General features: G+C 65.4%; 26 protein-coding genes and 5 pseudogenes. 16 read left to right on the top strand and 15 right to left on the bottom strand.

From position 1 onward, the window contains the following. Nucleotides 1-386: 386 nt before the first annotated feature. Nucleotides 387-1,511: a mandelate racemase/muconate lactonizing enzyme family protein gene (locus tag EAV90_RS17930; protein WP_129144213.1), complete on the bottom strand. Its 1,125-nt coding sequence runs from the start codon at nucleotides 1,509-1,511 to the stop codon at nucleotides 387-389. Between the two features lie 149 nt (nucleotides 1,512-1,660). Here EAV90_RS17930 and EAV90_RS41465 point away from each other — a divergent pair. Together EAV90_RS41465 and EAV90_RS17940 are read left to right on the top strand one after the other, a co-directional pair. Further along, nucleotides 1,661-1,792, top strand: a pseudogene (locus EAV90_RS41465) (SDR family NAD(P)-dependent oxidoreductase); the annotation flags it as partial. Continuing rightward, nucleotides 1,786-1,962 (top strand): annotated as a pseudogene (locus tag EAV90_RS17940) (NAD(P)H-dependent oxidoreductase); the annotation flags it as partial. The pseudogenes EAV90_RS41465 and EAV90_RS17940, both read left to right, overlap by 7 nt. A 33-nt stretch (nucleotides 1,963-1,995) precedes the next feature. On the opposite strand, the gene hydA reads toward EAV90_RS17940, so the two are convergent. The 5 genes from hydA to EAV90_RS17965 are packed head-to-tail and all read right to left on the bottom strand — an operon-like array spanning nucleotide 1,996 to nucleotide 6,773. Then, on the bottom strand, nucleotides 1,996-3,405 hold the full coding sequence (gene hydA / locus EAV90_RS17945; RefSeq protein WP_164936995.1) for a dihydropyrimidinase: 1,410 nt from the start codon (nucleotides 3,403-3,405) through the stop codon (nucleotides 1,996-1,998). Nucleotides 3,406-3,416: 11 nt separating this feature from the next. Then, nucleotides 3,417-4,148: a maleate cis-trans isomerase family protein gene (locus EAV90_RS17950; protein ID WP_164936996.1), complete on the bottom strand. Its 732-nt coding sequence runs from the start codon at nucleotides 4,146-4,148 to the stop codon at nucleotides 3,417-3,419. Nucleotides 4,149-4,157: 9 nt separating this feature from the next. Further along, a complete protein-coding gene (locus EAV90_RS17955; protein WP_129144216.1) occupies nucleotides 4,158-4,934 on the bottom strand; it encodes an ABC transporter ATP-binding protein in 777 nt (258 codons plus the stop codon). Further along, a complete protein-coding gene (locus EAV90_RS17960; RefSeq protein ID WP_122403897.1) occupies nucleotides 4,934-5,785 on the bottom strand; it encodes an ABC transporter permease in 852 nt (283 codons plus the stop codon). Before EAV90_RS17960 ends, EAV90_RS17955 begins: the two co-directional genes overlap by 1 nt. Next, nucleotides 5,769-6,773 carry an ABC transporter substrate-binding protein gene (locus tag EAV90_RS17965; RefSeq protein ID WP_129144217.1) on the bottom strand — a complete coding sequence of 335 codons (1,005 nt, stop codon included), beginning with the start codon at nucleotides 6,771-6,773 and terminating at the stop codon, nucleotides 5,769-5,771. Before EAV90_RS17965 ends, EAV90_RS17960 begins: the two co-directional genes overlap by 17 nt. A gap of 199 nt (nucleotides 6,774-6,972) precedes the next feature. Between EAV90_RS17965 and EAV90_RS17970 the strand changes: the two genes are divergently transcribed. Both EAV90_RS17970 and EAV90_RS17975 read left to right on the top strand, forming a co-directional pair. Then, nucleotides 6,973-7,683: a GntR family transcriptional regulator gene (locus tag EAV90_RS17970; RefSeq protein ID WP_129144218.1), complete on the top strand. Its 711-nt coding sequence runs from the start codon at nucleotides 6,973-6,975 to the stop codon at nucleotides 7,681-7,683. Nucleotides 7,684-7,685: 2 nt separating this feature from the next. Continuing rightward, complete coding sequence (locus EAV90_RS17975) at nucleotides 7,686-8,435, top strand: aspartate/glutamate racemase family protein (RefSeq protein WP_164936997.1); 750 nt, start codon at nucleotides 7,686-7,688, stop codon at nucleotides 8,433-8,435. Here EAV90_RS17975 and EAV90_RS17980 read toward each other — a convergent pair whose 3' ends face one another. Further along, the gene (locus EAV90_RS17980) at nucleotides 8,436-9,824 is read right to left on the bottom strand and encodes an amidase (protein ID WP_129144220.1); all 1,389 of its coding nucleotides are present in this window, start codon (nucleotides 9,822-9,824) and stop codon (nucleotides 8,436-8,438) included. 88 nt (nucleotides 9,825-9,912) lie between these two features. On the opposite strand from EAV90_RS17980, the gene EAV90_RS17985 reads away from it, so the two are divergent. Genes EAV90_RS17985 through EAV90_RS18000 form a run of 4 tightly spaced genes read left to right on the top strand, consistent with a single transcriptional unit; the run spans nucleotide 9,913 to nucleotide 13,782 of the window. Further along, the gene (locus EAV90_RS17985) at nucleotides 9,913-11,007 is read left to right on the top strand and encodes an ABC transporter ATP-binding protein (protein WP_129144221.1); all 1,095 of its coding nucleotides are present in this window, start codon (nucleotides 9,913-9,915) and stop codon (nucleotides 11,005-11,007) included. A 30-nt stretch (nucleotides 11,008-11,037) separates the two neighbouring features. Next, nucleotides 11,038-12,084, top strand: a complete 1,047-nt coding sequence (locus EAV90_RS17990) for an ABC transporter substrate-binding protein (protein ID WP_129144222.1) — start codon at nucleotides 11,038-11,040, stop codon at nucleotides 12,082-12,084. A 19-nt stretch (nucleotides 12,085-12,103) separates the two neighbouring features. Further along, entirely contained in the window at nucleotides 12,104-12,967 is an 864-nt protein-coding gene (locus EAV90_RS17995; RefSeq protein WP_129144223.1) for an ABC transporter permease, read from the top strand. After that, entirely contained in the window at nucleotides 12,967-13,782 is an 816-nt protein-coding gene (locus tag EAV90_RS18000; RefSeq protein ID WP_164936998.1) for an ABC transporter permease, read from the top strand. Before EAV90_RS17995 ends, EAV90_RS18000 begins: the two co-directional genes overlap by 1 nt. Here EAV90_RS18000 and EAV90_RS18005 read toward each other — a convergent pair whose 3' ends face one another. Next, nucleotides 13,783-14,118 carry a hydroxyisourate hydrolase gene (locus EAV90_RS18005; protein WP_129144225.1) on the bottom strand — a complete coding sequence of 112 codons (336 nt, stop codon included), beginning with the start codon at nucleotides 14,116-14,118 and terminating at the stop codon, nucleotides 13,783-13,785. Between the two features lie 26 nt (nucleotides 14,119-14,144). On the opposite strand from EAV90_RS18005, the gene EAV90_RS18010 reads away from it, so the two are divergent. After that, a complete protein-coding gene (locus EAV90_RS18010) occupies nucleotides 14,145-15,341 on the top strand; it encodes an MFS transporter (RefSeq protein WP_122403907.1) in 1,197 nt (398 codons plus the stop codon). Further along, nucleotides 15,322-16,689, top strand: coding sequence for an amidase (locus EAV90_RS18015; protein ID WP_129144226.1), 1,368 nt, complete (start codon nucleotides 15,322-15,324; stop codon nucleotides 16,687-16,689). The genes EAV90_RS18010 and EAV90_RS18015 overlap by 20 nt, the downstream gene beginning before the upstream one ends. A 242-nt stretch (nucleotides 16,690-16,931) precedes the next feature. On the opposite strand, the gene EAV90_RS18025 is transcribed toward EAV90_RS18015, so the two are convergent. Both EAV90_RS18025 and EAV90_RS40655 read right to left on the bottom strand, forming a co-directional pair. Next, nucleotides 16,932-17,261 (bottom strand): Rieske (2Fe-2S) protein, encoded by a 330-nt coding sequence (locus EAV90_RS18025; protein ID WP_245509561.1) that lies wholly within the window; start codon nucleotides 17,259-17,261, stop codon nucleotides 16,932-16,934. After that, nucleotides 17,241-17,375 (bottom strand): annotated as a pseudogene (locus EAV90_RS40655) (FAD binding domain-containing protein); the annotation flags it as partial. The pseudogene EAV90_RS40655 and the gene EAV90_RS18025, both read right to left, overlap by 21 nt. Nucleotides 17,376-17,524: 149 nt before the next feature. On the opposite strand from EAV90_RS40655, the gene EAV90_RS18030 reads away from it, so the two are divergent. Then, nucleotides 17,525-17,761: a DUF3551 domain-containing protein gene (locus EAV90_RS18030; protein WP_122403909.1), complete on the top strand. Its 237-nt coding sequence runs from the start codon at nucleotides 17,525-17,527 to the stop codon at nucleotides 17,759-17,761. A gap of 37 nt (nucleotides 17,762-17,798) precedes the next feature. After that, complete coding sequence (locus EAV90_RS18035; RefSeq protein WP_245509553.1) at nucleotides 17,799-18,809, top strand: patatin-like phospholipase family protein; 1,011 nt, start codon at nucleotides 17,799-17,801, stop codon at nucleotides 18,807-18,809. 9 nt (nucleotides 18,810-18,818) lie between these two features. Here the strand turns inward: EAV90_RS18035 and EAV90_RS18040 are convergent. From EAV90_RS18040 to EAV90_RS18050, 3 genes and pseudogenes are all read right to left on the bottom strand, one after another. After that, nucleotides 18,819-19,166 (bottom strand): annotated as a pseudogene (locus EAV90_RS18040) (SIR2 family protein); the annotation flags it as partial. A 219-nt stretch (nucleotides 19,167-19,385) separates the two neighbouring features. Beyond that, a complete protein-coding gene (locus tag EAV90_RS18045) occupies nucleotides 19,386-19,856 on the bottom strand; it encodes a metallophosphoesterase family protein (protein ID WP_129144228.1) in 471 nt (156 codons plus the stop codon). Further along, complete coding sequence (locus EAV90_RS18050; RefSeq protein WP_245509554.1) at nucleotides 19,856-20,140, bottom strand: DUF6894 family protein; 285 nt, start codon at nucleotides 20,138-20,140, stop codon at nucleotides 19,856-19,858. Before EAV90_RS18050 ends, EAV90_RS18045 begins: the two co-directional genes overlap by 1 nt. A 190-nt stretch (nucleotides 20,141-20,330) precedes the next feature. On the opposite strand from EAV90_RS18050, the pseudogene EAV90_RS18055 reads away from it, so the two are divergent. Continuing rightward, nucleotides 20,331-21,161, top strand: a pseudogene (locus tag EAV90_RS18055) (outer membrane protein assembly factor BamB family protein); the annotation flags it as partial. Here the strand turns inward: EAV90_RS18055 and EAV90_RS18060 are convergent. Beyond that, nucleotides 21,134-22,054 (bottom strand): glycosyltransferase family protein, encoded by a 921-nt coding sequence (locus EAV90_RS18060; protein WP_129144229.1) that lies wholly within the window; start codon nucleotides 22,052-22,054, stop codon nucleotides 21,134-21,136. The pseudogene EAV90_RS18055 and the gene EAV90_RS18060 sit on opposite strands and share 28 nt — an antisense overlap. Nucleotides 22,055-22,066: 12 nt before the next feature. After that, a complete protein-coding gene (locus EAV90_RS18065) occupies nucleotides 22,067-22,354 on the bottom strand; it encodes a hypothetical protein (RefSeq protein ID WP_122403914.1) in 288 nt (95 codons plus the stop codon). Nucleotides 22,355-22,678: 324 nt separating this feature from the next. On the opposite strand from EAV90_RS18065, the gene EAV90_RS18070 reads away from it, so the two are divergent. Genes EAV90_RS18070 through EAV90_RS18080 form a run of 3 tightly spaced genes read left to right on the top strand, consistent with a single transcriptional unit; the run spans nucleotide 22,679 to nucleotide 25,475 of the window. Next, a complete protein-coding gene (locus EAV90_RS18070; RefSeq protein WP_122403915.1) occupies nucleotides 22,679-23,779 on the top strand; it encodes an inositol-3-phosphate synthase in 1,101 nt (366 codons plus the stop codon). Next, nucleotides 23,779-24,375: a histidine phosphatase family protein gene (locus tag EAV90_RS18075; RefSeq protein WP_129144230.1), complete on the top strand. Its 597-nt coding sequence runs from the start codon at nucleotides 23,779-23,781 to the stop codon at nucleotides 24,373-24,375. Before EAV90_RS18070 ends, EAV90_RS18075 begins: the two co-directional genes overlap by 1 nt. After that, nucleotides 24,372-25,475, top strand: a complete 1,104-nt coding sequence (locus tag EAV90_RS18080; protein ID WP_129144231.1) for a CgeB family protein — start codon at nucleotides 24,372-24,374, stop codon at nucleotides 25,473-25,475. The genes EAV90_RS18075 and EAV90_RS18080 overlap by 4 nt, the downstream gene beginning before the upstream one ends. Nucleotide 25,476: the final 1 nt, after the last annotated feature.

Genomic DNA, 25,476 nt, shown 5'->3' on the forward strand with positions numbered 1-25,476 from the left:
AGCGCATGCAAAGCCAACAGACCGGTGAGCGGACGGGGTCAAGGCCGTCAGCCGCCGCAGGCGGGGGCGCGCCAGCGCCAGCCTTGAGGCCGGCCGATCGCCGGGCTACTTCGCCACAGTTGCTCTTGGCTTTCAGAGGGTGAACCGACGAAGCAAAGCTCGGGCGGAAGGCGCCGCGAGAATGCGGAGGTGTGTCCTTGAAAGAAGTGTTGGCGCGCCGCGATGCTGCCGCTTGCTTCATCAGCGAACACCGGGAGCTGCGGCTCTCGTTTGAGTCGTTGCAAGGCGACCGGATTCTGCTCTCCTCGGCTGCGATGCGATCTTTCTTGATCGCGGTGCACACCGCAAATTGCGGCCGAAAGCCAGCAGGTCCTGTCACTTCTGGTCTAGATGCTGCGATAGCGCTCGATCGAGGCAAGATCGGGCACTATTCCGAGCCCGGGGTCTTCGCCCAGCTGAACGGTTCCTTCCCTCACATTGACGATCGAGCCACAGAACAGATCGCGCAGTGGGTTATCGTTGGCATCGACTTCCAGCCAGCCATCACCTCCGATACCGGCGAGAAGATGCGCGGATGCAAGCAGGCCGAGACCACCGCCGAGATAGTGCGGACAAAACGTCTTTCCCGCCTCCAGGATGTCGCGAGCCAGACCGGCACAGAGGCTGAGGCCGCCCCATTTCGCAATATCGGGCTGAACCACGCCAAGCACGCCTTCCGACAGAACGTCGTTGAAGGCTTCGACGCTCGAAATGTTCTCGCCGCCGGCGATCGGCATCTTCGCCGCGGCATGCAGCCTGCGCCACTCCTCGCGCGGGCGATCGGCGCGGATCGGCTCCTCCAACCAGCGCAGATCGAATTCGGCAAGCCGCGGCAGCATCTGAAGCGCCTGAGCCGTTGACCAGCCCTGATTGGCATCGCTGGCAAGCATGCCGGCGCCGACAAGTCCGCGCAGCGCGGCCAAATTGGCAAGGTCGGTCTCGATGCCGAAGCCGACCTTCAGCTTCAGCGCACGATGACCGCGCGCGAGCGCGGCCTCCGCTGTCTGTGCCGCACCGCCGGGATTGATGCCGCTGGCATAGACCCTGATCGTATCGGACTGCGCGCCCAGAAGCCGCCAGAGCGGCGAACGCTGGCGGCGTGCGGAGAGGTCCCACAGCGCGAGATCGATACCGGCGATCGCCTGCGCAAATGGTCCCGGTTCGCCGCATTGAAGGGCCAGCACCTCGGTGCCCTTGGTCAAGGTCTCGAAAGCCTGAGCGGGACTGTCGAATTTGCGACCGACAAGGCCGGGCGCAAGCACCTCGTTGACGAGCCGGGCGCGATGCTCCGCGCCGGGCGCCGGAAAGTTGGACCAGGATTCACCCCACCCCTCGACGCCGTCTTCATCGACAGCGCGAACAAAGACGGCGGGACGGTTGAGCATCTTGCCGAACGACGTCACAACCGGCGTCGCCAGTGGATAGCGATAGCAGAACGCCTCGATCGAGCGGATGGTGAAGCCGTCAGTCATGTTGCGGATCCTGCGATCGGGGTGAAACCACGCAGAGCCACTATCTCAATAGGCGCGCGCGAAGTCACCTTCCCGCTTGATCTCAGTGAACACCGGAAAGCGCGCTTTCCACGACGCGGCCTTGGCCGTGGTCAGCTTGTCGAGCCGTCCTGAAGTGGGCCGAGGAAGACATCCGCATCAATGCGGTGGCTCCCGGCGCTGTCGCCTTCCTCTGCATGCCGGCGTCGCAATATGCGACCGGCACGGTGATCGCGGTGGACGGAGGATTCCTCGCGGCATGAACCGCGGCCGCATCGATATGGCAACGCCTTACTTGCGGGAAATCCTGCGCTTCATCGGCATCAGCAATGTCCGCTTCGTGCTGATCGGTCCAACCGCCGGACCGCAGCAGCCGATCGACGCTGCCCGTGAAAGGACCCATCGACGCCTCGCTGCATTGGCCGCGAGCTTCTGGATGTCCGCTTTGGCGGCAGGTCGAGCCGGATCAGATCAGGCTCGACTTGCCCCGGCTCAGCACTTGGCCTGCACCTTTGGCACCGACGATCCGCCCCTTGGTGAAGACCACCTCTCCGCGGGCGATCGTCGTCACCGGCCATCCTGTGACCTCGAACCCTTCCCAGGGCGTGTAGTCCGAGCCGTGATGCAAATCGGTCTGCCGGATGGGCTTCTTCAATTTGGGATCCCAGAGAACGATATCGGCATCAAAGCCGACACCGATCGAGCCCTTGCGCGGATAAAGACCATAGATCCTTGCATGGTTGGTCGCGGTCAGCTCGACGAACTTCTGCAGGGTGATGCGTCCCTTCGAGACGCCTTCTGAGAACAGGATCGGCAGCCGCGTCTCGACACCGGGGATGCCATTCGGCACCCAGCGGAACGAGGTGCGGGCGTTCGGCGTCTGCTTGCCCTTGGGATCGTCGTAGCGGAACGGGCAATGGTCGGACGAGAAGGTCTGGAACACACCCGACGTGATGCCTTCCCAGATCGCTTGCTGGCTCTCGACATCGCGCGGCGGCGGCGAGCAGACATATTTCGCGCCCGTGATCTCCATGTTGAGGCCCTTCATGTCGTCGGCCGTCAGCGTGATGTATTGCGGGCAGGTCTCTGCATGCACCGGCAAGCCGCGCTGCTGCGCCCAGCGCACCTGCTCCATCGCCTCGCGACCGGAGACGTGCACGATCATGATGGGGACGCCAATCACCTCGGCATGGCTGATGGCGCGGTGCGTCGCCTCGCGCTCGACCGCCTGGGGCCGCGAGGTACCGTGATAGTACGGCGCGATATGGCCCTCGCGCTCCAGCTTGCTGGTGAGGAAGCGGATGGCGTCATAGCCCTCGCAATGGACCATGACCAGCGCCTCCTCGCGGCGCGCGACCTCGAACACCTCGAGCAGCTGCTTGTCGCTGAGCACGAGGTCGTCATAGGTCATGAACACCTTGAAGGAGGTGTAGCCGTCCTTGACCAGGGCCGGCAGCTCCTGCCCGAGCACGACCGCGGTCGGGTCGGAGATGATGAGGTGGAACGCGGTATCGATATAGCATTCGCCTTCGGCGAGCTTGCGATAGTTCTCGACACAGGTTCGCAGCGAGGTCCCCTTCTCCTGCAGCGCGAAGGGCAGCACCATGGTGTTGCCGCCGGCAGCCGCCGCGCGTGTCGCCGAGGCAAAATCATCGGCCATCACCACGTCGGGGCCCGAGGGCTGGGAGATGTGGACGTGGCTGTCGATGCCCCCCGGCAGCGCCAGCAGGCCGGTCGCGTCGATCTCCTGCGCCGCGCCCTCGAGATGATCGGCGATGCTGACGATTCGGCCGTCGCGAATGCCGATATCGGCGCGGAACTCGTCGCTGGCCGTCACGATGGTGCCGCCCCGAATGGCGAGATCGAGCTGGGTCACGTGCGCCTCCGTCACTTGATGGCCGCGGATGTCTGGAATATGCGGCCCCACCCCGCAAGGGCCCTGATGTCGCCGCAGGCGAGACCGAGGGTCCGCCACAGCGTGACCGCGACCGAGTCGAGCACAGCGACGTCCAATTCCCGTTCGAGCGAGGCCGCAAGCGCCGCAGCGTCGAGATTGGTGCAGAGGATGACGATCGCATCTGCTCCCTCCGCCGCCACGGCGCGAATCATGTCCGCAATGGTCGCCGGCGCGACCTCTCCAAAGGAGAAATTGTCGCGCAGGCCGAGGTGCCGCTCGGCGTGCGGGGCGATCCCCTCCTCGGCCCAGACGTCGGCGATCCGCCGCTGCACATCGTCCGTATAGGGCGAGACCAGGCCGACGCGCTTGGCGCCGAGCGAGCGGGCGGCATCGATGCAGGCGAGCGTCGACGTTGTTGCCGGGACGCCCGCGCGCGCCGTGATCGCCTCGCACAGGCTCCGGTCGCGGCCGATACCGAGCCAGCTTGCGGAGGTGCCATTCCAGGCAATCGCGTCGACCTTGGCATCGGTCAGCAGGTCCGCGGCCGGCAGCATCACCGAGGCATCGAACTGGCTCAGCGCGGCGGCGTCGAGCGCAATCTCGGTGACGCGAAAGCGCGAGAAATGTGCGGTGACATCAGCCACGCCATGCAGCATGGCGCTGGTGACGGGCTCCAGCACCGAGTTGGAGGATGGCGTGATCATGCCGAGACGCTTGCGCATGGCGATACCTTACGACGCCTGCGCAAGCCGCGTCGACTCCTCCCGGATCAAAGCCAGGATGTGGCGCTTGGCGTCGTTGAATTCGGGGCTGGTGATGTCGCGCGGGCGCGGCAGGTCGAAAGTGACGGCCTCGCGGATCCGGCCCGGCCGCCTGGTCATCACCACGATCTTGTTGCCGAGCACCAAGGCCTCGTCGACGCTATGAGTGACGAACACGATGGTGCAGCGGCGCTTCTGCCAGATCGCGACCAGCTCCTCCTGCATTTCGAGCTTGGTCTGGGCATCCAGCGCCGCGAACGGCTCGTCCATCAGGATCACGCTCGGGTTCATCAGCAGCGCGCGGGCGATGCCGACGCGCTGGTTCATGCCGCCCGACATTTCGGAAGGATGATGATGCTCGAAGCCGCGCAGGCCGACGAGATCGATGAACTCCATGGCGCGGTCGTGGCGCTCGGCCTTGGCGACCCCCTTGAGCTTGAGATGGAAGGCGATGTTGTCGATCGCGGTCAGCCACGGCATTAGCGTCGGCTGCTGGAACACCACCCCGCGGTCCGAGCCGGGCCGCTCCACCTGCTTGCCGTCCACCAGCGCGCGGCCGCTTGTCGCCTGCTCGAAGCCCGCAATGATGTTCAGGAGTGTCGACTTGCCGCAGCCGGAGGGGCCGAGCAGGCAGACAAAATCGTTGGACTCGATGTCGAGATTGATGTTGTCCAGCGTCAAGAGGTCCCGGCCGCGGCGCTTGTCGGAGAACATCTTGACGATGTTGCGAAGCTCGATTGCCGCCATCAGCCCGCCCTTCCCTGCACGGTGGTCGTCTGCTGCCAGCGCAGCGTGCGCGCCATGATCGCCTTGAGTCCGAGGTCGGAGAGATAGCCGAGCAGGCCGATCGAGATCATCGCAGCCAGCACGATGTCGTAGCGCAGGAAGTAATAGGAATCCCACAAGACATAGCCGAGGCCGCTCTTCACCGCGACCATCTCGGCCGTGACCGTCAGCATCCAGGCCGATCCGACCGCGATGCGCAAGCCCGCAAAGATCGACGGCAGCGCCGCCGGCAGCACGATGTCGGTCAGCATCTGCCGGCTATTGGCGCCCATCATCGCGCCGGCGCGCACGAGATTGTGGTCAACGGTCTTGACGCCGTGGATGCTGTTCATCAGCACCGGAAAGAAGGCGCCGAGGAAGACGAGGAAGACCGCCGGCTTGTCGGCGATGCCGAACCAGATGATCGCCAGCGGAATCCAGGACACCGGCGGGATCGGACGCAGCATCTGCAGCGTGGGCTCCAGCGTCTTCTCGAACAGGCGCGACCAGCCGATCGCGACTCCCGCGAGGATGCCGAGCAGACTTGCCAGCGCAAAGCCGCCGAACACGCGAAACGCGCTGGCGAGCGCGTCACGCAGCCAGTGCCCCGAATAGGTCTGCGTGGTCTCGTCGAAACCGAACACCCAGTCGCCGAGCGCATGCAGCACCGCGCTCGGCGCCGGCAACAGCGCCGGCGGAAGCATGCCGCTGCGGGCAAAGGCCTCCCAGCCCGCGATCAGCAGCGCGGGTACGACGAGGCGTTCGAGCCCCTGGAATGCCCGCGTCAGCCGAAACGCCGGCCTTGCGGGCGAGACGTCAGTAACCGAGGTCATTCTTGGCCTTTCCGGTGGCCTGCTCCAGGAACGAATAATCCATGTTCTTCTCCGCTTCCGCGGAGACGTCCTTCGAGATGTATTTGAGGTCGCGCATCATCGCGGCGATCGCCAGCGTCTGCGAGCGATGGATCGCAGGATCGGGCGAAGCGTTCTTCAGCGCCTCGGTCGCCACATTCTTGTCGAGGCCGGTGAGCTTGTTGATGACCTCGACCCACGGCCCCTTGTCGGCGATCAGCTTGTTGTCGAGCTCGACCACGGCGCCGACGACGCCCTGGACGCCGGCGCGCTGGCCCGCGATCACATCCGAACGCGTGACGATCAGATTCGTGAGATTTCCCGCAGCCTGCTCATACGGCAGCACAAAATGCTTGCCGGCACCGGCGAGCCGGATCTGGGAGGCGAACGGCTCGACCGAGCAGATCATGTCGACCTCGCCGCGCTGGAGCGCGGCGAGATGATCTGACGGATTGGGGATGTTGATGAACTGGATGTCCTTGTTGGGATCGACGCCCTGCTTGAGGAACGCGCCGCGCATGTGGATGTCCTGCGCATTGCCGCGGGACGCCGCGACCTTGAGCGGCTGACCGTCGCTCTTCGCCTTCGCAACGGTCGTCTTGAACGTCGCCCAGTCCTCAGGGGGAAGGTTCAGCTTCGCGGAGGAGAGACATTCCGAGCCGCCATTGATCTGACCTGAGACGGCGACGACGTCGAAACCTTTGTCGAGCGCGGTGATGTAATGGAGATAGGTCACCTGCGCGACGTCGATGCTCTTCGAGACCAGGGCGGTGAGCACGTCATTGCCCGAGTTGAAGCCGGTGGCCTCGACCTCGATGCTCTTGGCGATGCCCGGGATCAGCGACATCGGCAGGCAGTGCGCGCATTTGGCGTAGCCGAGCTTGATCTTCGCCGCCTGCGCGGAGGCGAGATCGCTTCCGCCAAGCATCGCCGCCATTACCACGAGGCCCAGTCGCAAACTCGTCCGCATCACCTGCTCCGTTTCGAATGCGCGGGATCTCGCGCGTCGGAAACGATCATCCGCCGCCCTTCGCCGCAAGGCAATCCAGTTTCTGCATGCTGCATACAATTTGCGCGCTATGCCATTGTTTTCAGCGAGATACGTCGATATTTTGGGCAGGCCAAAGGGCCGGAAACGGCTAAGATCCAACGTGAGAAGTGAGGCACGCGTGCAGCCAAAATCGGAAGCGTCAAAGGGACGAAAGTCGCCCAAACTCAAGCGGATGGGCCTGCATGAGCGTGCCGCGGCGCGGATGCGGACGATGATCATTCGCGGCGAGCTGCCGCCGGGTTCGCAAACCCGGGAGACGAAGCTGTCGAAGGAGCTCGGCGTGTCGCGCACCCCCTTGCGCGAGGCGATGAAGGTGCTGGCGGCTGAAGGATTGATCGAGCTTCGTCCCAACCGCAGCCCGCGCATTGCCGATATCGCAGTGGACGGCATCTCGGAATTGTTCGAGGCCCTCGCCGGCATCGAGCGGCTCGCCGCCGAGCTCGCCGCGGAGCGCGCCACCGAGCGCGACCTCGCCCGCCTGCGCACGCTTCAGACCCGCATGGAGGGTCATCACCGCAACGGCAAGCTCGACGATTATTTCACCATCAACGGCGAGATTCACAACACCATCGTCCGCATGGCCCGCAACACGCCGCTCCGCGAAGCCCACGAGACGCTGATCTCCCGCGCCGAACGCGCGCGCTATCTCGCGCTGGGCGCGAACAGGCGCTGGAGCAATTCGGTCGACGAACACGCGGACATCCTGGCCGCGCTGGAGGCACGCGACGGCGAAGCCGCCGGCCGCCTGCTCGGCGCCCACGTCGCGCGCACCGGCACGGCGCTGCTCGAAGTCCTCGCCGCCCCTCAGGCCAAACGGACGGCGGCATAATCATGAAGCTGCTGCTGCTCAACCCGAACACCAGCACCGAGGTCACGCAGCTGATGCTGGGAGTCGGGCAGCGCGCCGCTTCCTCCGGCACCGAGCTGATCCCCTGCACCGCGACCCGCGGCGTGCCCTATATCGCCACGCGCACCGAAGCGCAGATCGGCGGCGCCATCGCGCTGGAGATGTTGGCCGAGCAGCACATGAAGGTCGATGCCGCAATCATCGCGGCATTCGGCGATCCCGGCCTGTTCGCGGCGCGCGAGACCTTCGACATCCCCGTGATCGGCATGGCGGAAGCCGCCATGCTGACCGCCTGCATGGCCGGACGCCGCTTTGCCATCGTCACCTTCGCCCAGGCCCTGGGCCCCTGGTACGAGGAATGCGTCCGCGCCCACGGGCTGTGGGAGCGGTGCGCCGGCATCCGCATGCTCGATACACCGTTTCAGGCGATCTCCGAGGTCGGCGCCGAGAAGGAAGACGTGTTGGTCGAACTCGCCCAGCGCGCCATCGTCGAGGACGAGGCCGATGTGCTGATCTTTGCGGGCGCGCCGCTGTCCGGCCTTGCCGAGCGCGTCGCCGACCGGATCCCTGTCCCCGTGGTCGATCAGGTCATCGCCTCCGTGAAGCAAGCCGAAGCGCTTCATGCGCTGCACCTGCGTAAGGCGAGCGCAGGTACGTTCCGCCGCCCCGCCGCGAAGCCGACCATCGGCCTTGCCGATGCGCTCGCCGCCCGGCTCGAGCATCGCGACAGCTGATCAGAGAGGCGGCCGGCGATGCGAAAAACCCAGTTCGTTCTCGAGGCTGCGGCCGAAGGCAAACAAGCGGGATTCGCACCCCGGCGGCGCGATGACCTGGATGCCGAAGGGCAGCTCATCCTCCCCTCGCGGCACCGGCAAAGTCAGGACCGGAAAGCCGACCAGCGACACGATGAAAGTAACGGCGAGATAATCGATCGGCGTCTCCAGCGCCGCCCCGTCGATCGCGGTGACGTCGCTGATCTCGTTCGGCCAGGGGACGACCGACGCAGCCGGCGCGACCAGGATATCGGCACGGGTGAACAGCGCGCGAAAGCTGCGATAGATCACGGTGCGGCGTCGTTCGGCGTTCAGGTAAGCCTCCGCGGACAGCCTTGCGCCGGCCTCGATGTTCCAGATCACCGTCGGAGTGAGCTCGGTACGACGCATCCTCAGCAACTCGCCATAGCTGCTCGCGATGTGCGCGCCGCGCAGCGTACCAAAGGTTTCGATCGCCCCGCCACAATCGGGCGAGGACAGCTCGACATCGCCAACACGCGCGAGCGCCTCGCAAGCCGCAGCGAAGCGCGCACGAACCTCGCACGCAACCGGCGCGACACCGAAATCGGGCGTAGCGGCAATCCGGGGACGGCCAGCGATGGGTCGATCATCGCCGGCGCCGTGGAGCGAGAGCGGATCATTCGCATCGCCTCCGGCGCAGGCCGACAGCGCAAGCTCGAGATCGTCGACACTGCGGGCGAGAAAACCGTGCGTGGCCAGCATGTCCCAGCCGAGCGGCCGGCGCGGCGACGGAATGCGGCCGGGGGTCGGCCGGATCGAAGCAACGTCGCAGAAGCTGGCGGGCGTGCGCACCGAGCCACCGAAATCGGTGCCGTGCGCCAGCGGCGCCATGCCGGTCGCGACGGCGACGGCAGAGCCGCCGGACGATCCGCCGGAGGTCAGCGCGAGATCGAACGGATTGCGTGTCGGCCCGCGCAATCTGTTGGTACAGACCGCACCAAAGCCAAACTCCGGCGTGTTGGTCTTGCCCAAAATGATCGCGCCGGCGCGCCGCAGCCGCGCCACGATGAGATCGTCCTCGGCCGGGACGTGATCGCGGAACAGCACCGAGCCGTAAGTCGTCGCAAGTCCCGCCGTGTCGGTGAGGTCCTTGATCGCGATCGGCACGCCATGCAGCGGGCCGATCGGCGCAGAGGCCGCATCGCACATCTGCGCAGCGCGGCGGGCGCCGTCCGCATCGACCGTCACGAATGCCGCCAATCGGGCGTCGAGGCTCGCAATCCGGGCCAGATACGCTTCGATGGCGTCACGGGAGGACAGCTCGCCCCTCGCAATGGCGCGCGCAAGCTCCGTGGCCGTGAGGTCGCATATCGATCGATCCGATGTCATCGGGCCACCATGCCAAAACGCTCGCCGAAAAGCGACAGGCGCGGGCACGAGACTTGCTTTCTCTTCTGGGGCAACGGGAGGCAACACCATGGCTGATGCGCCAAGCGGCCGATCGCTCGTCGTCGACGCGGTCACCCACCGATATCCGAGTGGCGCGCTTGCGGTCGAGAACATCAATCTCGACATCAAGGGCGGCGAGATCATCGCCCTGCTCGGCCCCTCCGGCTGCGGCAAGACAACGCTCTTGCGCATCATCGCCGGCTTCATCGCGCAGACGCAAGGGAGGATCATCATCGGCGACGACATCGTCGATGCGCTGCCGCCGAACAAGCGCGCGGTCGGCATCGTGTTCCAGAACTACGCGCTGTTCCCGCACCTGTCCATCAGCGAGAACGTCGCCTATGGCCTCGCCGCCCGCGGCATCGACAATGTGACGCGGCAGCGCGAGGCGCAGCGCCTGTTGGAGCTGGTGCAGCTCCCGACCATGGCCGAGCGGCTGCCGCGGCAGCTCTCCGGCGGGCAGCAGCAGCGCGTTGCGCTCGCCCGCGCGCTCGCGATCAAGCCGTCGATCCTGCTGCTCGACGAGCCCTTCGCCGCGCTCGACAAGAATCTGCGGCTGGACATGCAGATCGAGGTCAAGCGGCTGCAACGCGTCTCCGGCATCACCACGCTGATCGTGACGCACGACCAGGAAGAAGCGCTGTCCATGGCCGATCGTGTCGCCGTGCTGAGCCATGGCAAGCTCGAGCAGTTCGGCTCGCCGTCGGACGTCTACGACCGTCCGCAGACGCTGTTCGTCAACACCTTCGTCGGCTCAACCAACCGCATGCCCGGCGTCGTGGTTTCGGCGGACCGCACGGCGGCAAAGGTGCGCCTCGATGCCGGCGCGGAGATCATCGCGCGTCCCGCGGGCGGTACACTCAGCGAAGGCGGCCGCGTCACGGTCTGCATCCGTCCCGAGCATCTGCAATTCGTCGGCGACGAGACCGGCTTTGCCGGCGTGATCGGCATGTCGCTGCCGCTGGGCGCCACCGTCGTGCACGAAGTCACCACCGCCGATGGCTCCGGCGTCAAGGTCTCCCAGGCGCGCATCGGCGAGACGCGCGCGCTGGAGAACGGCGCGGCGGTGCGTCTCGCGCCGCTCGCCCCGTCGCTCGCCAACGCCTTTCCCGCAACGCTTTGAATTCAGTTTCTGTCCAGAGGGGAGTTCGACATGATCATGAATCGCAGAAGCCTGCTGACCACCGCGCTCACACTCGGCGCCATGAAGGCATTTCCTGGCCTGAGCTACGCCCAGGCCCGTCCACTGGTGTTTGCGACCTTTACGGGAAGCTGGGAGGAAGCGCACAAGGCCGTGCTGGTGCCGGCGTTCCGCAAGGCTAACGCGGACGCCGCGATCGTGCTGGACCCCATGCTCTCGGTCGACCAGATCGCCAAGGTGAATGCCGCCAAGGCCAATCCACCGATCGACGTCATGCTGCACGATCCCGGCCCGGCCCTCGTCGCCATCGGCCAGGACCTGGTCGATCCCTATCCGGTCGAGAAGAGCGCCTACTACAAGGACCTGATCGCCGAGGCGCAGGAGCCGATGGGCCCTGCCCCGTTCTTCCAGGTCGTCGGCCTCACCTACAATCCGGAAGCGGTCAAGACGCCGCCGACGTCGTGGGCCGATCTCTGGAAGCCGGAGTTCAAGGGCCGCGTCGGCATCACCAACCTCAACTCGACGCTCGGCACCGGCTGGCTGGTCGAGATCGCCAAGATGCGCGGCGGCTCGGAGGCCAATGTCGATCCCGGCTTCAAGGCGCTGGAAGAGCTCAAGCCCAACCTCGCCGCGGTCGCCGCCAATCCCGGCGCGCTCGCCACCCTGTTCCAGCAGGGCCAGATCGACATCTCGCCCGGCAATTTCAACGCCATCCAGATCCTGAAGGCGCGCGGCGTGCCGGTCGAGTTCGTGGCGCCGAAGGAAGGTGCGATCGCCTTCAAGACCACGATCCACATCGTCAAGAACTCGCCGAACCGCGAGCTCGCCTTCAAGCTGATCGAGGCGGCCTTGATGCCGGAAGTGCAGACCACGCTGATGAACCCGCCCTACCTGATCGTGCCGACCAATTCCAAAGTGGCGATGGGCGGCGAGATCGCGCGCGTGCTGGCCAAGGACGCGGCCGAGCTGAAGAAGAAGTTCGTGTTCCAGGACTGGAAGAAGATCAACGAGCAGCGCTCGGTCTGGATCGAGCGGTTCAACCGCGAGATCAAGATCTGAGACATTGAAGGCTTGAGTCATGGGCGCAGCACCGGCATCACGGGACGTGACGTCCTACGGAATGGGATTGGCGGCGCCGCTGGCGCTGTTCTTCCTGGTCTTCTTCGTCGCGCCGCTGCTGCAATTGTTCTGGCTCTCGCTGCACAACGACACGGCCGGGCTCCAATGGGGGCTCGGCCAATACCTGCACTTCCTCACCGATCCCTTCAGCCTCGGCGTGCTCGGCTCGACGCTGCTATTAGGGGCCGAGGTGACGGCGGTCTGCCTCGTGCTCGGCTTTCCCATCGCCTGGCTGTATCAGCGGGTCGGACCAAGGCTTCAGACCATCATCATCCTGATCGTGCTGCTGCCGCTTTTGACCAGCGTCGTGGTGCGCACCTTCGCCTGGATCGTCATCCTCGGACGCCAGGGCATCATCAACGCGACGCTGCAATGGCTCGGCGTCATCGATACGCCGCTAAAATTGCTCTACACCCAGTTCGGCGTGGTGATCGCGCTGGCGCAGGTGCAGATGCCCTTGATGACGCTGCCGCTGATCACCGCGCTCGGCCGCATCGATCCCAATCTCGACGATGCCTCCTGCTCGCTCGGCGCCGGGAGCTGGCGCACCTTCTTCCGGATCGTGCTGCCGCTGTCGCTGCCCGGCGTCATCGCCGGCTGCACGCTGACCTATGCCGCCGCGATCACCGCCTTCATCACCCAGTCGCTGGTCGGCGGCGGGCAGATGCTGTTCATGCCGATGTATCTCTACCAGCAGGCCTCGACACTGCAGAACTGGCCGTTCGCGGCCGCGATCTCGATCATCTTCCTGCTCGCCGTGCTCGCGGTCGTCTCGGTCTTCACCACCCTCGGTCGCATGTCGCGCGGCTATGGAGGCGCATGATGCGCGGGCGCAGGCGCACATTGGAAGCCCTCAGTTTCGAGCTCGTGATGACCGTGATCGCGGTGATCGCGCTTGTCATCATCATCGCGCCGTCGCTCGTGGTGCTGATCGTCTCCTTCACCAGCGGCTTCTCGCTGCGCTTCCCGCCGCCGGGCTATTCGCTGCGCTGGTACGCCGAATTGTGGAATGCCTGGCAGCTGCATTTCGCGGCCAAGAACAGCCTGATCGTGGCGCTGTGGGCGACGGGCCTGTCAGTCGTGCTTGGCGTCGCCGCGGCGCTCGCGATCTCGCGGTCGCGCACGCTATCGGCGCGGCTGCTCGATTCCCTCTTCATGTCGCCGCTGGTGCTGCCGGCCCTCGCCTTCGGCCTCGCCGCTCTGATGCTGTTCTCGCTGATCGGCCTGCCGGTGTCGCCGCTGACCTTGGTGATTGGGCACACCGTGGTCTGCGTCCCCTATGTCGTGCGCAACACGGTCGCAGCCCTCGCCCAGCTCGAGCCGACCCTGCTCGAAAGCTCGGCGGTGCTCGGCGCGAGCCGCCTCTACACCTTCCGCCGCATCGTGCTGCCGCTGATCCGCCCGGGCATCATCGCAGGCGCCTTCATCGCCTTCATGTCATCCTTCGACAACGTGCCGGTGTCGCTGTTCCTGCGCGATGCCGCCACGGACATGCTGCCGATCCGGATGTGGCAGGACCTCGAGGGCAAGCTGGATGTCACCATCGCCGCGCTGTCGGGCGTGCTGATCATCGCGACCGTCGCGCTGGTCGCAATCATGGAGCGCGTCACCGGCCTGTCGCGGCGGCTGACGAATTGATCAGGCACCGCGGAACAGCGAATAGCCCCAGCGGGTGAATTTCAGCGGCAGATGAAAATGCTCGTCAACGTTCTTGATGCGGAAGCGGAACGGCGTCACGGTCAGGAAGCCGTCGCGCTCGCCGAAGAACTCGCCGAGATGAAACAGCACCTCGTATTCGCCGGCCGTCACGCCGGCGCCTTGCGCGATGGCATGATCGAGCACGCCATTGCCGCCGAGCCGCCCGTCGGCGATGCGCAGCGAGTCCGGATCGATCCGCCAGATCTCGACGCGCAGCCCCTGCGCCGGGCGCCCGCTTGCCACATCGACCGCGTGAATGGAAATGCCGCCTGCCACGATGTTCCTCCCATGAGCACGCCGCTATGGTAGACGCAAACACGGCCGCTCGGCCAGCACCGGCGTTGCTGCCGGCCCTCGGAGCGATGACCGCGCTGCAGGGCCTCGTCGCGCTGGCCTTGTTCGCGCCCGGCGTGGTCGCGCCGCGCGCGCATATCGAGGTCTGGCAGCTCTCGATGTTTTCCTGCGCTGTGTTCGCGGTCGGCATCCCCGCCTCGTTCTGGGGCGGCGGCTTCATCGCGCGCCTTGGCTCGCTGCGGATCGCGAGCCTCTGTGCGGCGGCCATCGTCGTCGGCATGGCATTGGCTTCGCTCGGATCGAGCGCCGCGCTGCTCGCCGCAGGCCTTTGCCTCGGCCTTGCCATGGGGCCCGAGACGCCCGCGAGCGCGGCGCTGCTGGCGCGGCTCGTCACCGCCGAGCGGCGCGCCTTCGTGTTCTCGGTGCGTCAGACCGGCAACCAGATCGGCGCGGTTTGCGGCTCGCTCGCGCTGCCCGCGATCGCGATCTCGCTCGGACCGGCCTGGTGCTATGCGTTTGTAGGCGGCTGCGCGCTGCTCGCGATCCTGTTGTTCGAATGGTTGCGGCCGGCCTATGCCGGCAAGGTCGCTCCGCCGCCAAAGCTCGATCTCCGCGCGCGGCTGGCGCTGGTGATTGCGGACCGGCGGATCGCGACGCTGGCGCTGGCCTCGATGCCGTTCAGCGCGATGCAGGTGTCGCTCAACACGGTCTTCGTCACGCTCGGCACGCGCGAGCTCGGCCTTGGCCATATCGAGGCGGGCATGGCGCTCGCCTGCGCGCAAGCCGGCGGCCTCGTCGGCCGGCTCGGCTGGGGCTATGTCGCGATGCGCCTCGATGCCTCGCGGACGATTCTCGTCGTCATTGGCCTCGGCATGGCATTCTGCGCCGCGCTGCTGGGCCTCAACGGCGCTTCGCTCGGTCGCGGCGGGCAATTCATCATTGCCGCACTGTTCGGCCTGACGGCGTCGGGCTGGAACGGCGTCTTCATCGCCGAGATCGCCCGCCTCGCCCCGCAGGAGCGGATCGGCGAAACCACCGGCGCGGTGCTGACAGCCTCCTATGCGGGCCTGCTTGCGGCGCCGGCGCTGGTGTCGATCCTGGATGGCGTGGCCAGTCTCGGCATGGCATTCTTCACCTTGGCCTGCCTCGCTCTCTGCGGCACATTGGCGCTGATCTGGGAAGGCCATGACAAAGCCGAGAAATAGCGCGCGCGAGATTGCTGCCGACGTCGCCGCCGGACGGACGACTGCTGTCGAGACCGCCAAGGCCGCCCTCGGCCGCATCGAGGCCGCAAAGGCCTTGAACGCGGTCGTCGCGGTCAATTCCGCACGCACGCTCGCCGATGCCGCAGCCGTCGATGCTCGCCTGCGCGCCGGCGAGACCATGCCGCTTGCCGGCGTCCCCATCGTCGTCAAGGACAACATCTGGGTCGGCGGCTGGCGCGTGACGCAAGGCTCGCGCCTGTTTGCGAACTTCATCGCGCCGCAGGACGCGATCGCGATCGAGCGCCTGCGCAGCGCCGGAGCGGTCATCGTCGGGATCGGCGCGACGTCCGAATTCGCCTGCAAGGGCGTCACGACCTCGCAGCTGTATGGGCCGACGCGGCATCCGCTCGATCCCGCGCTGACACCCGGCGGCTCATCGGGCGGCCCGGCCGTGGCCGTCGCTGCCGGCCTCGTGCCGCTCGCGATCGGCACAGATGCCGGCGGCTCGAGTCGCAGGCCGCCGGCGCATGTCGGGGTCGCCGGCTTCAAGCCGTCCTATGGTGCGATCCCCTATGGGCCAGGTTTCGCCGAGCCCTTCTTCGGCCTCTCCGTCATTGCACCGATCGCCGCCGAAGTCGCCGACATCACGCTGGCGTTCGAGGCCATGGCCGGCCTCGATGGACGCGATCCGGATTCTGCCGTCGTTGCGCAGCAGGCCAAGGACACCGCCGGTCAGCGCATCGCGTTTTCGCCGCGCCTTGGTCTCGATGTCGCGATTGACGATGTCGTCGCGAATGGGCTCGCCTCCGCTGTCGACCGGCTTTCCGCGGCAGGTTTGCGCATCACGCAACGCGATCCCGTCTGGTCGGCAAACGCCACGGAGGACGCCATCATGCCGCTTCAGCATGCGGGTCTGGCGGCGCTCTATGGTAACGCCTTCCGCACGGATCCGACTATCTTCGATCCCGATGTCGCCAAGCAGATCGAGCGAGGTCTCTCCTGGTCTGGTACGGAAGTTGCCGGAGCGCTGCTCGCGAGCGCCGCGATCGCCAATGCCTTCGCGGCTTTCTTCACCGAGATTGACCTGCTGCTGACGCCAACCGTCCCATGCGCTGCGTGGCCACTGACGCAGCTCGGCCCGGACATGATCGGCGGAAAAGCCGCAAGCCCTCGTGCCCACGCGGTGTTCACGCCCTTTGTCAATCATGCCCGCCTGCCGGCGATTTCGATTCCGTGCGGAACCGATCGGCACGGACTTCCATTCGGCCTTCAGATCATCGCCGCGCGCGGACAAGACCGCTCGCTGCTCGCAGCAGCGCAAGAGATAGAGGCCATCTTGCGAGCGTAGTTTCTGGCGCAAGATGCAGGCAAGCTCATCCCGGTCGAAGGTGCCGACCATTTCACCATTCTCGAGGCGCTGCGGCGGCCGGACGGCATTCTCGTGGAGGCTGCTCGGCGACTGCTGGACTAAAACTGCAAAAACAACCCCATGCACAGTAGAGACGCCGTTGTTTTCAAAGGACAATTTTCGAGGCCAGATCGACACCGCCATCGCTTTGACTCGTCGGGCAAAACAGGAGCATAGTGCCATCATCGCCGCGGCTGCCGCTCCTGCATCTCAATCCAGATTTGCTCGCCCGTGATCCGCACCGTATAAAGCCGCAGCGGCGGGCTCGACCATCCCGAATTGATCGCACCGTCGCACAGATCGAACGATGCGGCGTGACGCGGGCAGTACAGCCGCCCTGCCCTCACCTGCCCCAAGCCGAGATCCGCCTGCTCGTGCGGGCACGCGCGATCGCATGCGATGATATCGCCCTCGTTCCAGATCACGAGCACGTCGAGGCCCGCGACGTGTACGCGAACGATCGTCTCCGCCTTCAGCCGGTCGAGATCGCAGACCGCTCTCCAGGCTGAAATCCAGTCCGCGGAGGGATCGGCATGGCTGAGCGAGCCGCCGATCGTGCCGCGGTTGCGCACCGGGCGATAAGCGATGTTGGCGGCGACGCCGCGCATGGCGCCGCGGCGCACCTCCGTGATTGCAGCAATCAAACCTCACTTCATCGCGCTTTAGATCATCCGCCGCCCCGCTCGCGATCAGCGATCGCCTCGACTGGCGGGCACGCGCGCGTTTGGAACACCGCGTCACGCGCCGCGTTTAATGTCGAAATTGGAGATTTTAGATGACATATCGATTGCTCGCCGCTACCGCCGCTCTCGCGATCATGGGCAGCTTTGCCGCCCCGAGCGCCGCGGTCGCGCAAGATCGCTATTGCCTGCAGGGCCGGATCTGGGGCTATCCGGGCAATTGCCAGTTCGCCAGTTACAGTCAGTGCATGGCGAGCGCATCGGGAACGAACGCCTATTGCGGCATCAATCCCCGCTACGCCTATGCGCGCCGTTACAGGGGATACCGGTGATCAGCCCACGCCTCCACATCGGCAACAGGCGCGCGTCTTGACCGATCCCACAGCAGAGCCGAGCGGCACGACGCCAGCAGAGCGCCCCCTCACTGCCATCGCATTCTCCGGCGGTCTCGGCCTCGGCGCGTATCATGGCGGTGTGTTTGAAGCGCTCACCTCTCTTTTGTTGCCGATCGACTGGGTGACGGGCTCATCGGCAGGGGCCATTACTGCCGCACTGATCGCGGGGAGCCCGAGTGCCGAGCGGCTACGCAATCTACGCAGCTATTGGCATGCGCCAAGCAGTCCAGCCGGAGTGCCGAACGCGGGCCGCCATACCTTCGCCTGGCTGAGCTCGATCAACACGCGCGTGCTGGGTCGTCAGGGCTTCTTCCATCCCCGCCTTCCGATTCCGACATCTCACTTCGCCGGCCTTTACGACCTCGGCCCGACCCGCGAACGCCTTCAGCAGTTGATCGATTTCGGACGTCTGAACGACGGCGATCCGCGCATCACGATCTGCGCCACGGACCTGGAAAGCGGCGATGCCGTGCTGTTCGACTCCTCGTCCGAGCGGATCGAAATCGACCATATCCTGGCCAGTTGCGGATTCCTCCCTGAATTCGCTCCGATGCAGATCGCCGGCCGGTGGCTCGGCGATGGCGGGTTCGCGTTGAACGCGCCATTCGATCCGATCCTCGAAACTGCGCGACGGCTCCGCCTCTATGTCGTCGATCTCTTTCCGCGCGACGGCAAGGTCCCCGACGGGCTCGAGGCCGCGGCCGAGCGCACGAGCGACCTGACCTTCGGCAACCAGACCTTCCAGCGCCTTGGCTACGCCCTGGAGGCCCGGCAGCTCCGTGCCGAGCTTCAGGACCTCGATGACGACGACGAGGTCTATCTGCTGAGCTACCGGCCGGGCCGCGAGGAAGCAGGTCCCGAAAAATCCTTCGACCTGTCGGAGGAGGCCATGGCGCAACGCTGGCGGGCCGGCTTTCTGGACATGCAGTATGCCGCACGCCTGGCCCCGATCCCGAACGGGATCTGCAGCGTGCGGCGGCTTTAACGATGTCTCTCAATGGCCAGGGCGCGAGCTGCGCTCCATGGGTCGATCGAGGCGCCGGCGAATGTCGCGCGGCAGCTGCGTGAGACCGTCGTCGGCGGCCATGCCATCGGGCGGAGCAATGGTGGTGATCCCCCAGTTCGCGAGCACAGCCTCCTGCACCGGATTACGCTGCGCGACGAACACGAAGGATTTCGGCCGGTCCTGACTGTGCCCGGACTCGTCCCAGATCTGCCAGATCCGGTGCAGCAGCAGGCGGATATTGGGATCGGACATGCTGTATCCGATGAAGAGCAGCGTGCTTCCAAGCGCATCAGCGCGAAAACGGATATCGAGCGGAGAATTGAAGGCGAGCCGATTCGAATTTCTCCGTGCTGAGGCTCCCGTGGCGATCGCCACTCGCGTTGTGACCTTCACGTGGAGCAATGAGTTGGCAGAAGGGTCGTTCCCGAGCCGATCGTCGCAGCGCGAACGAATACAGAGGCGCAAGAAATCCCGAAAAGGACCGGATCGACGCGAGCGGCCGCCAGTCGCCTGGAGCGTTGGCAACTCGAATGCGCGCCAACCAGGTGCACGCTCCTACGAGCCGTCGAGATCATGAATGACCGGCCGCAGCGGGCCGCTCGGATCGAGCTCGAGCGTTGCCAGCGTAATCGGCAGCTTGAACCGCCGCTTCCCTGCACTTCCCGGATTCAAGTAGAGCACGCCTTCGGCGGTCTCGATCCGCACGCGGTGGGAATGGCCTGAAACCACGACGTCGATCCCAAGCTCCGCAGGATTGATCGTCAGCTCCTTGAGGTCGTGCAGGATATGGAAGCAGCGGCCGCCGAGGCGCAGCGTTTGCGTTTCAGGCAAACGTTCAGCCCACGCCCCGCGATCTACATTTCCTCTGATCGCGGTAACCGGCGCGATCCGGCAAAGCCCATCCATCACAGCCTGGGTGCCGATATCGCCGGCGTGGATGATGTGCGAGACGCCGGCGAGGCAGTGCTCCGCCTCCGGCCTCAGCAGCCCATGTGTATCGGCAATCACCCCAATCCTGAACGTCATCAATGCAGCACGTCCAATGGCATCCGGCCGACTTCCTCGCCATCCTCGTTCGTGACCAGGATCGAGAAGTGACGGCCCTTGAGCTCGGGATGCTCCTCGAGCAGGCGCCTCGCAATCTCTTCGGCAACATCCATGGCTTTCATGTCATCCGGCAGTTCGGCACCCCTCTCGTCTGCCACGGTTTCGGAATCCACCAAATCAAAATGATAGCGCGGCACGTCCGGCCCTCGGGTTTTCCCGCAGGAACGCCCGGTCTCGAACCTTCGTTCCGGCGTGGAGGCCATCTGCGGTTCTGAACAATGAACATCTCGGTTCCCAAGACATTGCAAGCAGCGAGCATTGGCACCGCCCACAACCTCGGGGCGTTTCTCCCTCCGTTGAAGTGAACCCCATCATTCGTCGTTCAGTAGACTGGTTACGCGACGCGCCATTGCTGGCCGTCACCATCCCTGTCGTCACCATCATGGGACTGCGGTGCCGCAGGGTCCGGCGCCCGGGGATCGGCTGTCGCCCACTCAACCCTTCTCCGAATTGAGCTTCCGGCCACCTCGCATGCTGACGGACGCTCAGATGTGGGGCAGCACGATGTTCGACCAGCTCGCCTGCCGCATCAAGTTCAAGCGCCTGCGCTATGAGGGGCCGTTCACGCCGCCCTCCGAACAGGGCACGCTGGTCTTCCCTGGAGATTTCGGCATGTTCGAATGGGGCGGCATCGCCGTCGATCCGCGGCGCCAGATTGCGATCGCAAATCCGCAATCGATTCCCTTCATCTCGCGTCTCGTGCCGCGCGGAAAGGACAATCCGGCGGCGCCCAACGCGGCGCATCCGCCCGGCACCGAGCTCGGCGTGCAGCCGATGTACGGCGCCCCGTTCGGCGTCGATCTCGGGATTTTCCTCTCGCCGCTCGGCATCCCCTGCCTCGCCCCGCCCTGGGGCAACATCGCCGCCATCGATCTCAGGACGCACAAGGTGGTCTGGCAGCACCGTATCGGCACGATCCGCGATCAGGCTCCGTTGTCGCTGCCCTTCAAGCTCGGCGTTCCCATGATCGGCGGCCCGATCGTGACGGCTGGCGGCATCATCTTCATCTCGGGAACGATGGATGACTACATCCGCGCCTTCGACGTCCGCGACGGCAAAGAGATTTGGCAGGCCCGCCTTCCTGCCGGCGGGCAGTCGACGCCGATGACCTACTCAGTCGGCGGCAGGCAATACGTCGTGACCGTCGACGGAGGCCATGGCTCATTCGGCACCAAGCTCGGCGACTACGTCCGGGCCTACGCGTTGCCCGAGCGGCGGCAATAGCCGAGCTGCACCTCGAGCGCATCGCGCACTTCGGCGACGACATGGCCCCAATCGCCCGGCCGTCTTTGGCGAAACAGCCGCACGCTCGGATACCAGAACGAGTGCGCACCGGATTGAGGCCAGCGCCAGTCGCAATCGGCATGCAGCAGCACCCAGGCCTCGCATCCGAGCGCTCCCGCAAGATGCGCGACCATGGTGTCGACGCAAATGAGCAGGTCAAGCTGCCGCAGGCGATGGCCGAGGGCCACGATATCGGGCGTGCTGATCTCCAGCGCACCGAGCGCCGCGAGCTCTTCGCTGCTGGCGCCGCGCTGGAGCGAATAGAGCGCCACGCCCGGTCCGGCGACATGACGCAGCAAGACGGCCGGAACCTCCCGCCGCTTGTCCCAGTCGCCGACTTTCCAGACCAGGCCGAGGGCCAGACCTTGTTCTCCCCGCAGCGGCGGAACTGCAGCGGGAGGCAACGCCAGGTAAGGAACGCGCATCTCGACCTGATCCCGCCGCGCCCTGATGGCGTGCGGCACCTCCATGATTTCGATATCGACCTCGAAACCGACCTCGGGCGCTCCATCATGCAGCGGAATCGCGCGATCGACGCCCGTGGCGCCCGCGGCCAGCGGCAGCAGCTCGGGTTGACACCACAGGGTGACGCTGCGCGCGATCTCGCGAAGCGCACGCATGAAGCGCAGGAACTGAATGGTGTCGCCGAGTCCGTGATAGCAGCGCACCAGCACGTGCTTATCTTTCAGATCCTCGCCGCGCCAGATCCGCTGGAGATGCCGCGGGCCGGTGTGCTTGGGCGGATGCGCCGTTTCCAGCAGATCACGATCGTTGATCGCCCAGGCGCGCGCAAAATCGCCCGCCCTGATCGCCTCAGCCCAACCGCCCGCCATTTCGCGCAGTCGCTAGTGTCGAACGAATTTGTGGAATCGGCTGAGCTTGCCGTCCTTGGTTCGGTCCTGGTGCAGGAACGCAATGCCGGCTTCATCGAATTTTTCAAAGAACTCGTCCCAGCTGATGCGGTCCAGCCCTTCGTCCGGCGGATCGAAATCGATGCGCAGGATTCCGGCGTGGCCATCTTCTTCCGTCGCCTTCACGGTTGCGGGTTTCCCTCCGCGCTCCTCGGCCCATTTCCGAATGACATTGTGATCGGTGGTCTGCTGGGCTTCAATATTCTGCGCCTTTGACGTCATGTCATACCTCGCTTACTGGCCGGGCGATGAGCCCGGCATCGCATCGAACCATTGGCCGACAAACGCGGACCGAAGCAATTTGTTCTTTCGCTCGGATGCGAAGCAGTCCTGCGACGCAAGCATCATCTTCTTCATCTTCATCATGAAAGTTCTTCGTTCCCTACGGGCGGCCGGGGATCCTATCCCATGTTAAGCCCGCCGCATTTTATCTACCCGAATCGCGCGCGACGCGACGCTCGGATCTTCCTGCCAGGAACGAACATACCTTCCGCACGTTCGCCGACGTACTTACCGACGCCGTCTGTTTCCCGGAGGCTTCATTCCATGCATTCTCGTCTTCAAGACAGGCGCCGCGTGCGCGTCGGACTCGTCGGCGTCGGCAATTGCGCGAGCTCCTTCGTCCAGGGCCTCTCCTACTACCGGAACGCCAAATCGAACGAGCCGGTCCCGGGACTGATGAATGCCGAGCTCGGCGGTTACCATATCAGCGACATCCAGATCGCGGCGGCGTTCGACGTCAACGCCGGCAAGGTCGGCCGCGATGTCGCCGACGCGATTTTCGCGCCACCCAACAACACGCACCGCTTCTCCGATGTCGCGCCGACCGGCGTGATCGTGCAGCGCGGACCGGTCATGGACGGCATCGGGCACTACCTGACGGACGACGTTCCGATTGCGGACGTGCCGGAGGCTGACGTGTCCGAAATCCTGGCGATGTCCCGCACCGACGTCCTGGTGTCCTATCTACCGGTCGGCTCGCAACGCGCCAGCGAATGGTATGCGGCGCGTGCCATCGAAGCGGGCTGCGGCTACGTCAATTGCATTCCCGTCTTCATCGCCTCCAATCCGGAGTGGCGGCGCCGCTTCGAGGAGGCCGGCCTGCCGGTCGTCGGGGACGACATCAAGAGCCAGGTCGGCGCCACCATCTTGCATCGCGTGCTCGCCAATCTCTTCCGTGACCGCGGCGTGCGGCTCGACCGCACCTATCAGCTCAACGTCGGCGGCAATACCGATTTCAAGAACATGCTGGAACGGGAGCGGCTGACCTCGAAGAAGATCTCCAAGACCCAGGCCGTGACCAGCCAGTTCGACGTCCCGATGGACCCTGATAACATCCATGTCGGGCCGAGCGACCACGTGCCGTGGCTTACCGACCGCAAGCTCGCCTTCATCCGCCTGGAGGGAACGACGTTCGGCGGCGTTCCCCTCAGCGCCGAGGTCAAGCTCGAGGTCTGGGATTCTCCGAACTCGGCGGGCGTCGTGATCGACGCAGTGCGCTGCGCCAAGCTCGCCATGGACCGCGGCCAGGCCGGAGCGCTGACCGGTCCTTCCAGCTATTTCATGAAGTCGCCGCCGCAACAGTTCACCGACGAGGAGGCCGGACGGCGGACACGCGCCTTCATCGACGACAAGGCGTATGCGTGATGGTCAAGATCATCCATCTCGTTCGGCACGGTCATCACGCCCTGCTCGGCCGCGTTCTGTGCGGGCGAATGAGAGGCGTCGAACTCGACGATCTCGGCTGCGAGGACATGGCGCGCTGTGCCGGGACTCTTTCGCCTCGACCGACGCTCATTCAATCCAGCCCGCAGCGACGGTGCATGCAGTCGGCCTGCATCCTCGCCGCGCATTTCAGACTGCCGGTCGAGATAGCCCCGGCCCTCGACGAGATCGACTATGGCGAATGGACCGGACGATCATTCGACGACCTGGCGCCGGATTCACGATGGTCGCGCTGGAATGGGCGACGCGGCACGAGCCGACCGCCGGGCGGCGAGAGCATGCGGTCGCTTCAAAGTCGCATCGTTGCTCATCTGGAGCAACTGCGCCGAGATCGCAATCTCGACATCGTCGTCGCCGTCAGTCATGCCGAGCCGATCCGTGCCGCGCTCCTGCACTATTCGCGGACGCCGCTCGACGAGTTTCTCTCGATCGAGATCGATCCAGCCAGCATCAGCACGCTCCGCGCCGACAGCCGCGGCATGAAGATCACCGGGATCAACCAGCGGGTGCCGGCGTGAAGATCGTCATCTTCGGCCTGACAATCTCCTCCTCCTGGGGCAACGGACACGCCACCCTGTGGCGCGGCCTCTGCAAGCACCTGGCACGGTCGGGATACAGCGTGGTCTTCTTCGAGCGCGACGTTCCCTACTATGCCGGTGCCAGGGATCTCCACGAACTGCCCGGCGGCGAGCTCCGGCTGTTCTCGAACTGGGACGATGTGCGGCAGGCTGCAAGCGCCGACGTCCGTGACGCCGACGTCGCGATTGTGACCTCCTATTGTCCCGATGCGGTTGCGGCGACCGACCTGATCTTCTCCGAAGGTCGCGCTATTCCCGTGTTCTACGACCTCGATACTCCGGTCACGCTGGCAAGGCTCCTGGCCGGCGAAGCCGTTCCTTATGTCGGCCCGCGCGGCCTGCGGGATTTCGAGCTGGTGCTCAGTTTTACCGGCGGACCTCGCGTCGCGGATGAATTCCGAGACAGGCTGGGTGCCCGCGACACCCGGCCGCTCTATGGTCACGTCGACACCGACATCCACCGGCCGGTCGCGCCCCAGCCGCATTATCGCGCCGATTTGTCCTATCTCGGCACCTATTCCGAAGATCGTCAGCGCACGCTCGAGACGCTTTTCGTCGCGCCCGCGCGGGCGCGCAGGGATCTCCGCTTCCTGATTGGCGGAGCGCAGTATCCGGACGATTTCCCATGGTCGCCCAACATCTATTTCGTGCGGCACCTGCCGCCGCCTGAGCACGCACCGTTCTTCGCCTCGTCGCGACTGACCCTCAATGTCACGCGCGGGGCCATGGCGGAGATGGGCTGGTGTCCGTCCGGCCGGTTGTTCGAGGCCGCGGCCTGCGGCGCGCCGCTGCTCAGCGACGATTGGCCGGGAATAGCGGATTTCTTCGCGCCCGGAGAGGAGATCCTGATCGCACGCGACGAGCATGACGCGCTCGCCGCACTTGCGATGACGGATGCCGAACTCCGCCGCATGGCCCGGTGCGCCTATGAACGCACCATGGACCAGCACACGTCCGACAAGCGCGCGCGTGAACTGATCTCGATGCTCGAGCAGATAACGTCGAACCGCGTGAGCCGGCAACAACCCGAGGAGGCCTGAT

The sequence above is a fragment of the Bradyrhizobium vignae genome (assembly GCF_004114425.1).
Taxonomy (GTDB): domain Bacteria; phylum Pseudomonadota; class Alphaproteobacteria; order Rhizobiales; family Xanthobacteraceae; genus Bradyrhizobium; species Bradyrhizobium vignae.

Coding starts and splice junctions, on each gene's coding strand:
- EAV90_RS18060 (WP_129144229.1), bottom strand. CDS start 22,054: ATGGCGGGCGGTTGGGCTGAGGCGATCAGGGCGGGCGATTTTGCGCGC.
- EAV90_RS17960 (WP_122403897.1), bottom strand. CDS start 5,785: ATGACCTCGGTTACTGACGTCTCGCCCGCAAGGCCGGCGTTTCGGCTG.
- EAV90_RS18075 (WP_129144230.1), top strand. CDS start 23,779: ATGGTCAAGATCATCCATCTCGTTCGGCACGGTCATCACGCCCTGCTC.
- EAV90_RS17975 (WP_164936997.1), top strand. CDS start 7,686: ATGAAGCTGCTGCTGCTCAACCCGAACACCAGCACCGAGGTCACGCAG.
- EAV90_RS18015 (WP_129144226.1), top strand. CDS start 15,322: ATGACAAAGCCGAGAAATAGCGCGCGCGAGATTGCTGCCGACGTCGCC.
- EAV90_RS18070 (WP_122403915.1), top strand. CDS start 22,679: ATGCATTCTCGTCTTCAAGACAGGCGCCGCGTGCGCGTCGGACTCGTC.
- EAV90_RS18065 (WP_122403914.1), bottom strand. CDS start 22,354: ATGACGTCAAAGGCGCAGAATATTGAAGCCCAGCAGACCACCGATCAC.
- EAV90_RS18000 (WP_164936998.1), top strand. CDS start 12,967: ATGCGCGGGCGCAGGCGCACATTGGAAGCCCTCAGTTTCGAGCTCGTG.
- EAV90_RS18030 (WP_122403909.1), top strand. CDS start 17,525: ATGACATATCGATTGCTCGCCGCTACCGCCGCTCTCGCGATCATGGGC.
- EAV90_RS17955 (WP_129144216.1), bottom strand. CDS start 4,934: ATGGCGGCAATCGAGCTTCGCAACATCGTCAAGATGTTCTCCGACAAG.
- EAV90_RS18045 (WP_129144228.1), bottom strand. CDS start 19,856: ATGACGTTCAGGATTGGGGTGATTGCCGATACACATGGGCTGCTGAGG.
- EAV90_RS17965 (WP_129144217.1), bottom strand. CDS start 6,773: ATGCGGACGAGTTTGCGACTGGGCCTCGTGGTAATGGCGGCGATGCTT.
- EAV90_RS17990 (WP_129144222.1), top strand. CDS start 11,038: ATGATCATGAATCGCAGAAGCCTGCTGACCACCGCGCTCACACTCGGC.
- EAV90_RS18010 (WP_122403907.1), top strand. CDS start 14,145: ATGGTAGACGCAAACACGGCCGCTCGGCCAGCACCGGCGTTGCTGCCG.
- EAV90_RS17950 (WP_164936996.1), bottom strand. CDS start 4,148: ATGCGCAAGCGTCTCGGCATGATCACGCCATCCTCCAACTCGGTGCTG.
- EAV90_RS17980 (WP_129144220.1), bottom strand. CDS start 9,824: ATGACATCGGATCGATCGATATGCGACCTCACGGCCACGGAGCTTGCG.
- EAV90_RS18050 (WP_245509554.1), bottom strand. CDS start 20,140: ATGGCCTCCACGCCGGAACGAAGGTTCGAGACCGGGCGTTCCTGCGGG.
- EAV90_RS17985 (WP_129144221.1), top strand. CDS start 9,913: ATGGCTGATGCGCCAAGCGGCCGATCGCTCGTCGTCGACGCGGTCACC.
- EAV90_RS17930 (WP_129144213.1), bottom strand. CDS start 1,511: ATGACTGACGGCTTCACCATCCGCTCGATCGAGGCGTTCTGCTATCGC.
- EAV90_RS17995 (WP_129144223.1), top strand. CDS start 12,104: ATGGGCGCAGCACCGGCATCACGGGACGTGACGTCCTACGGAATGGGA.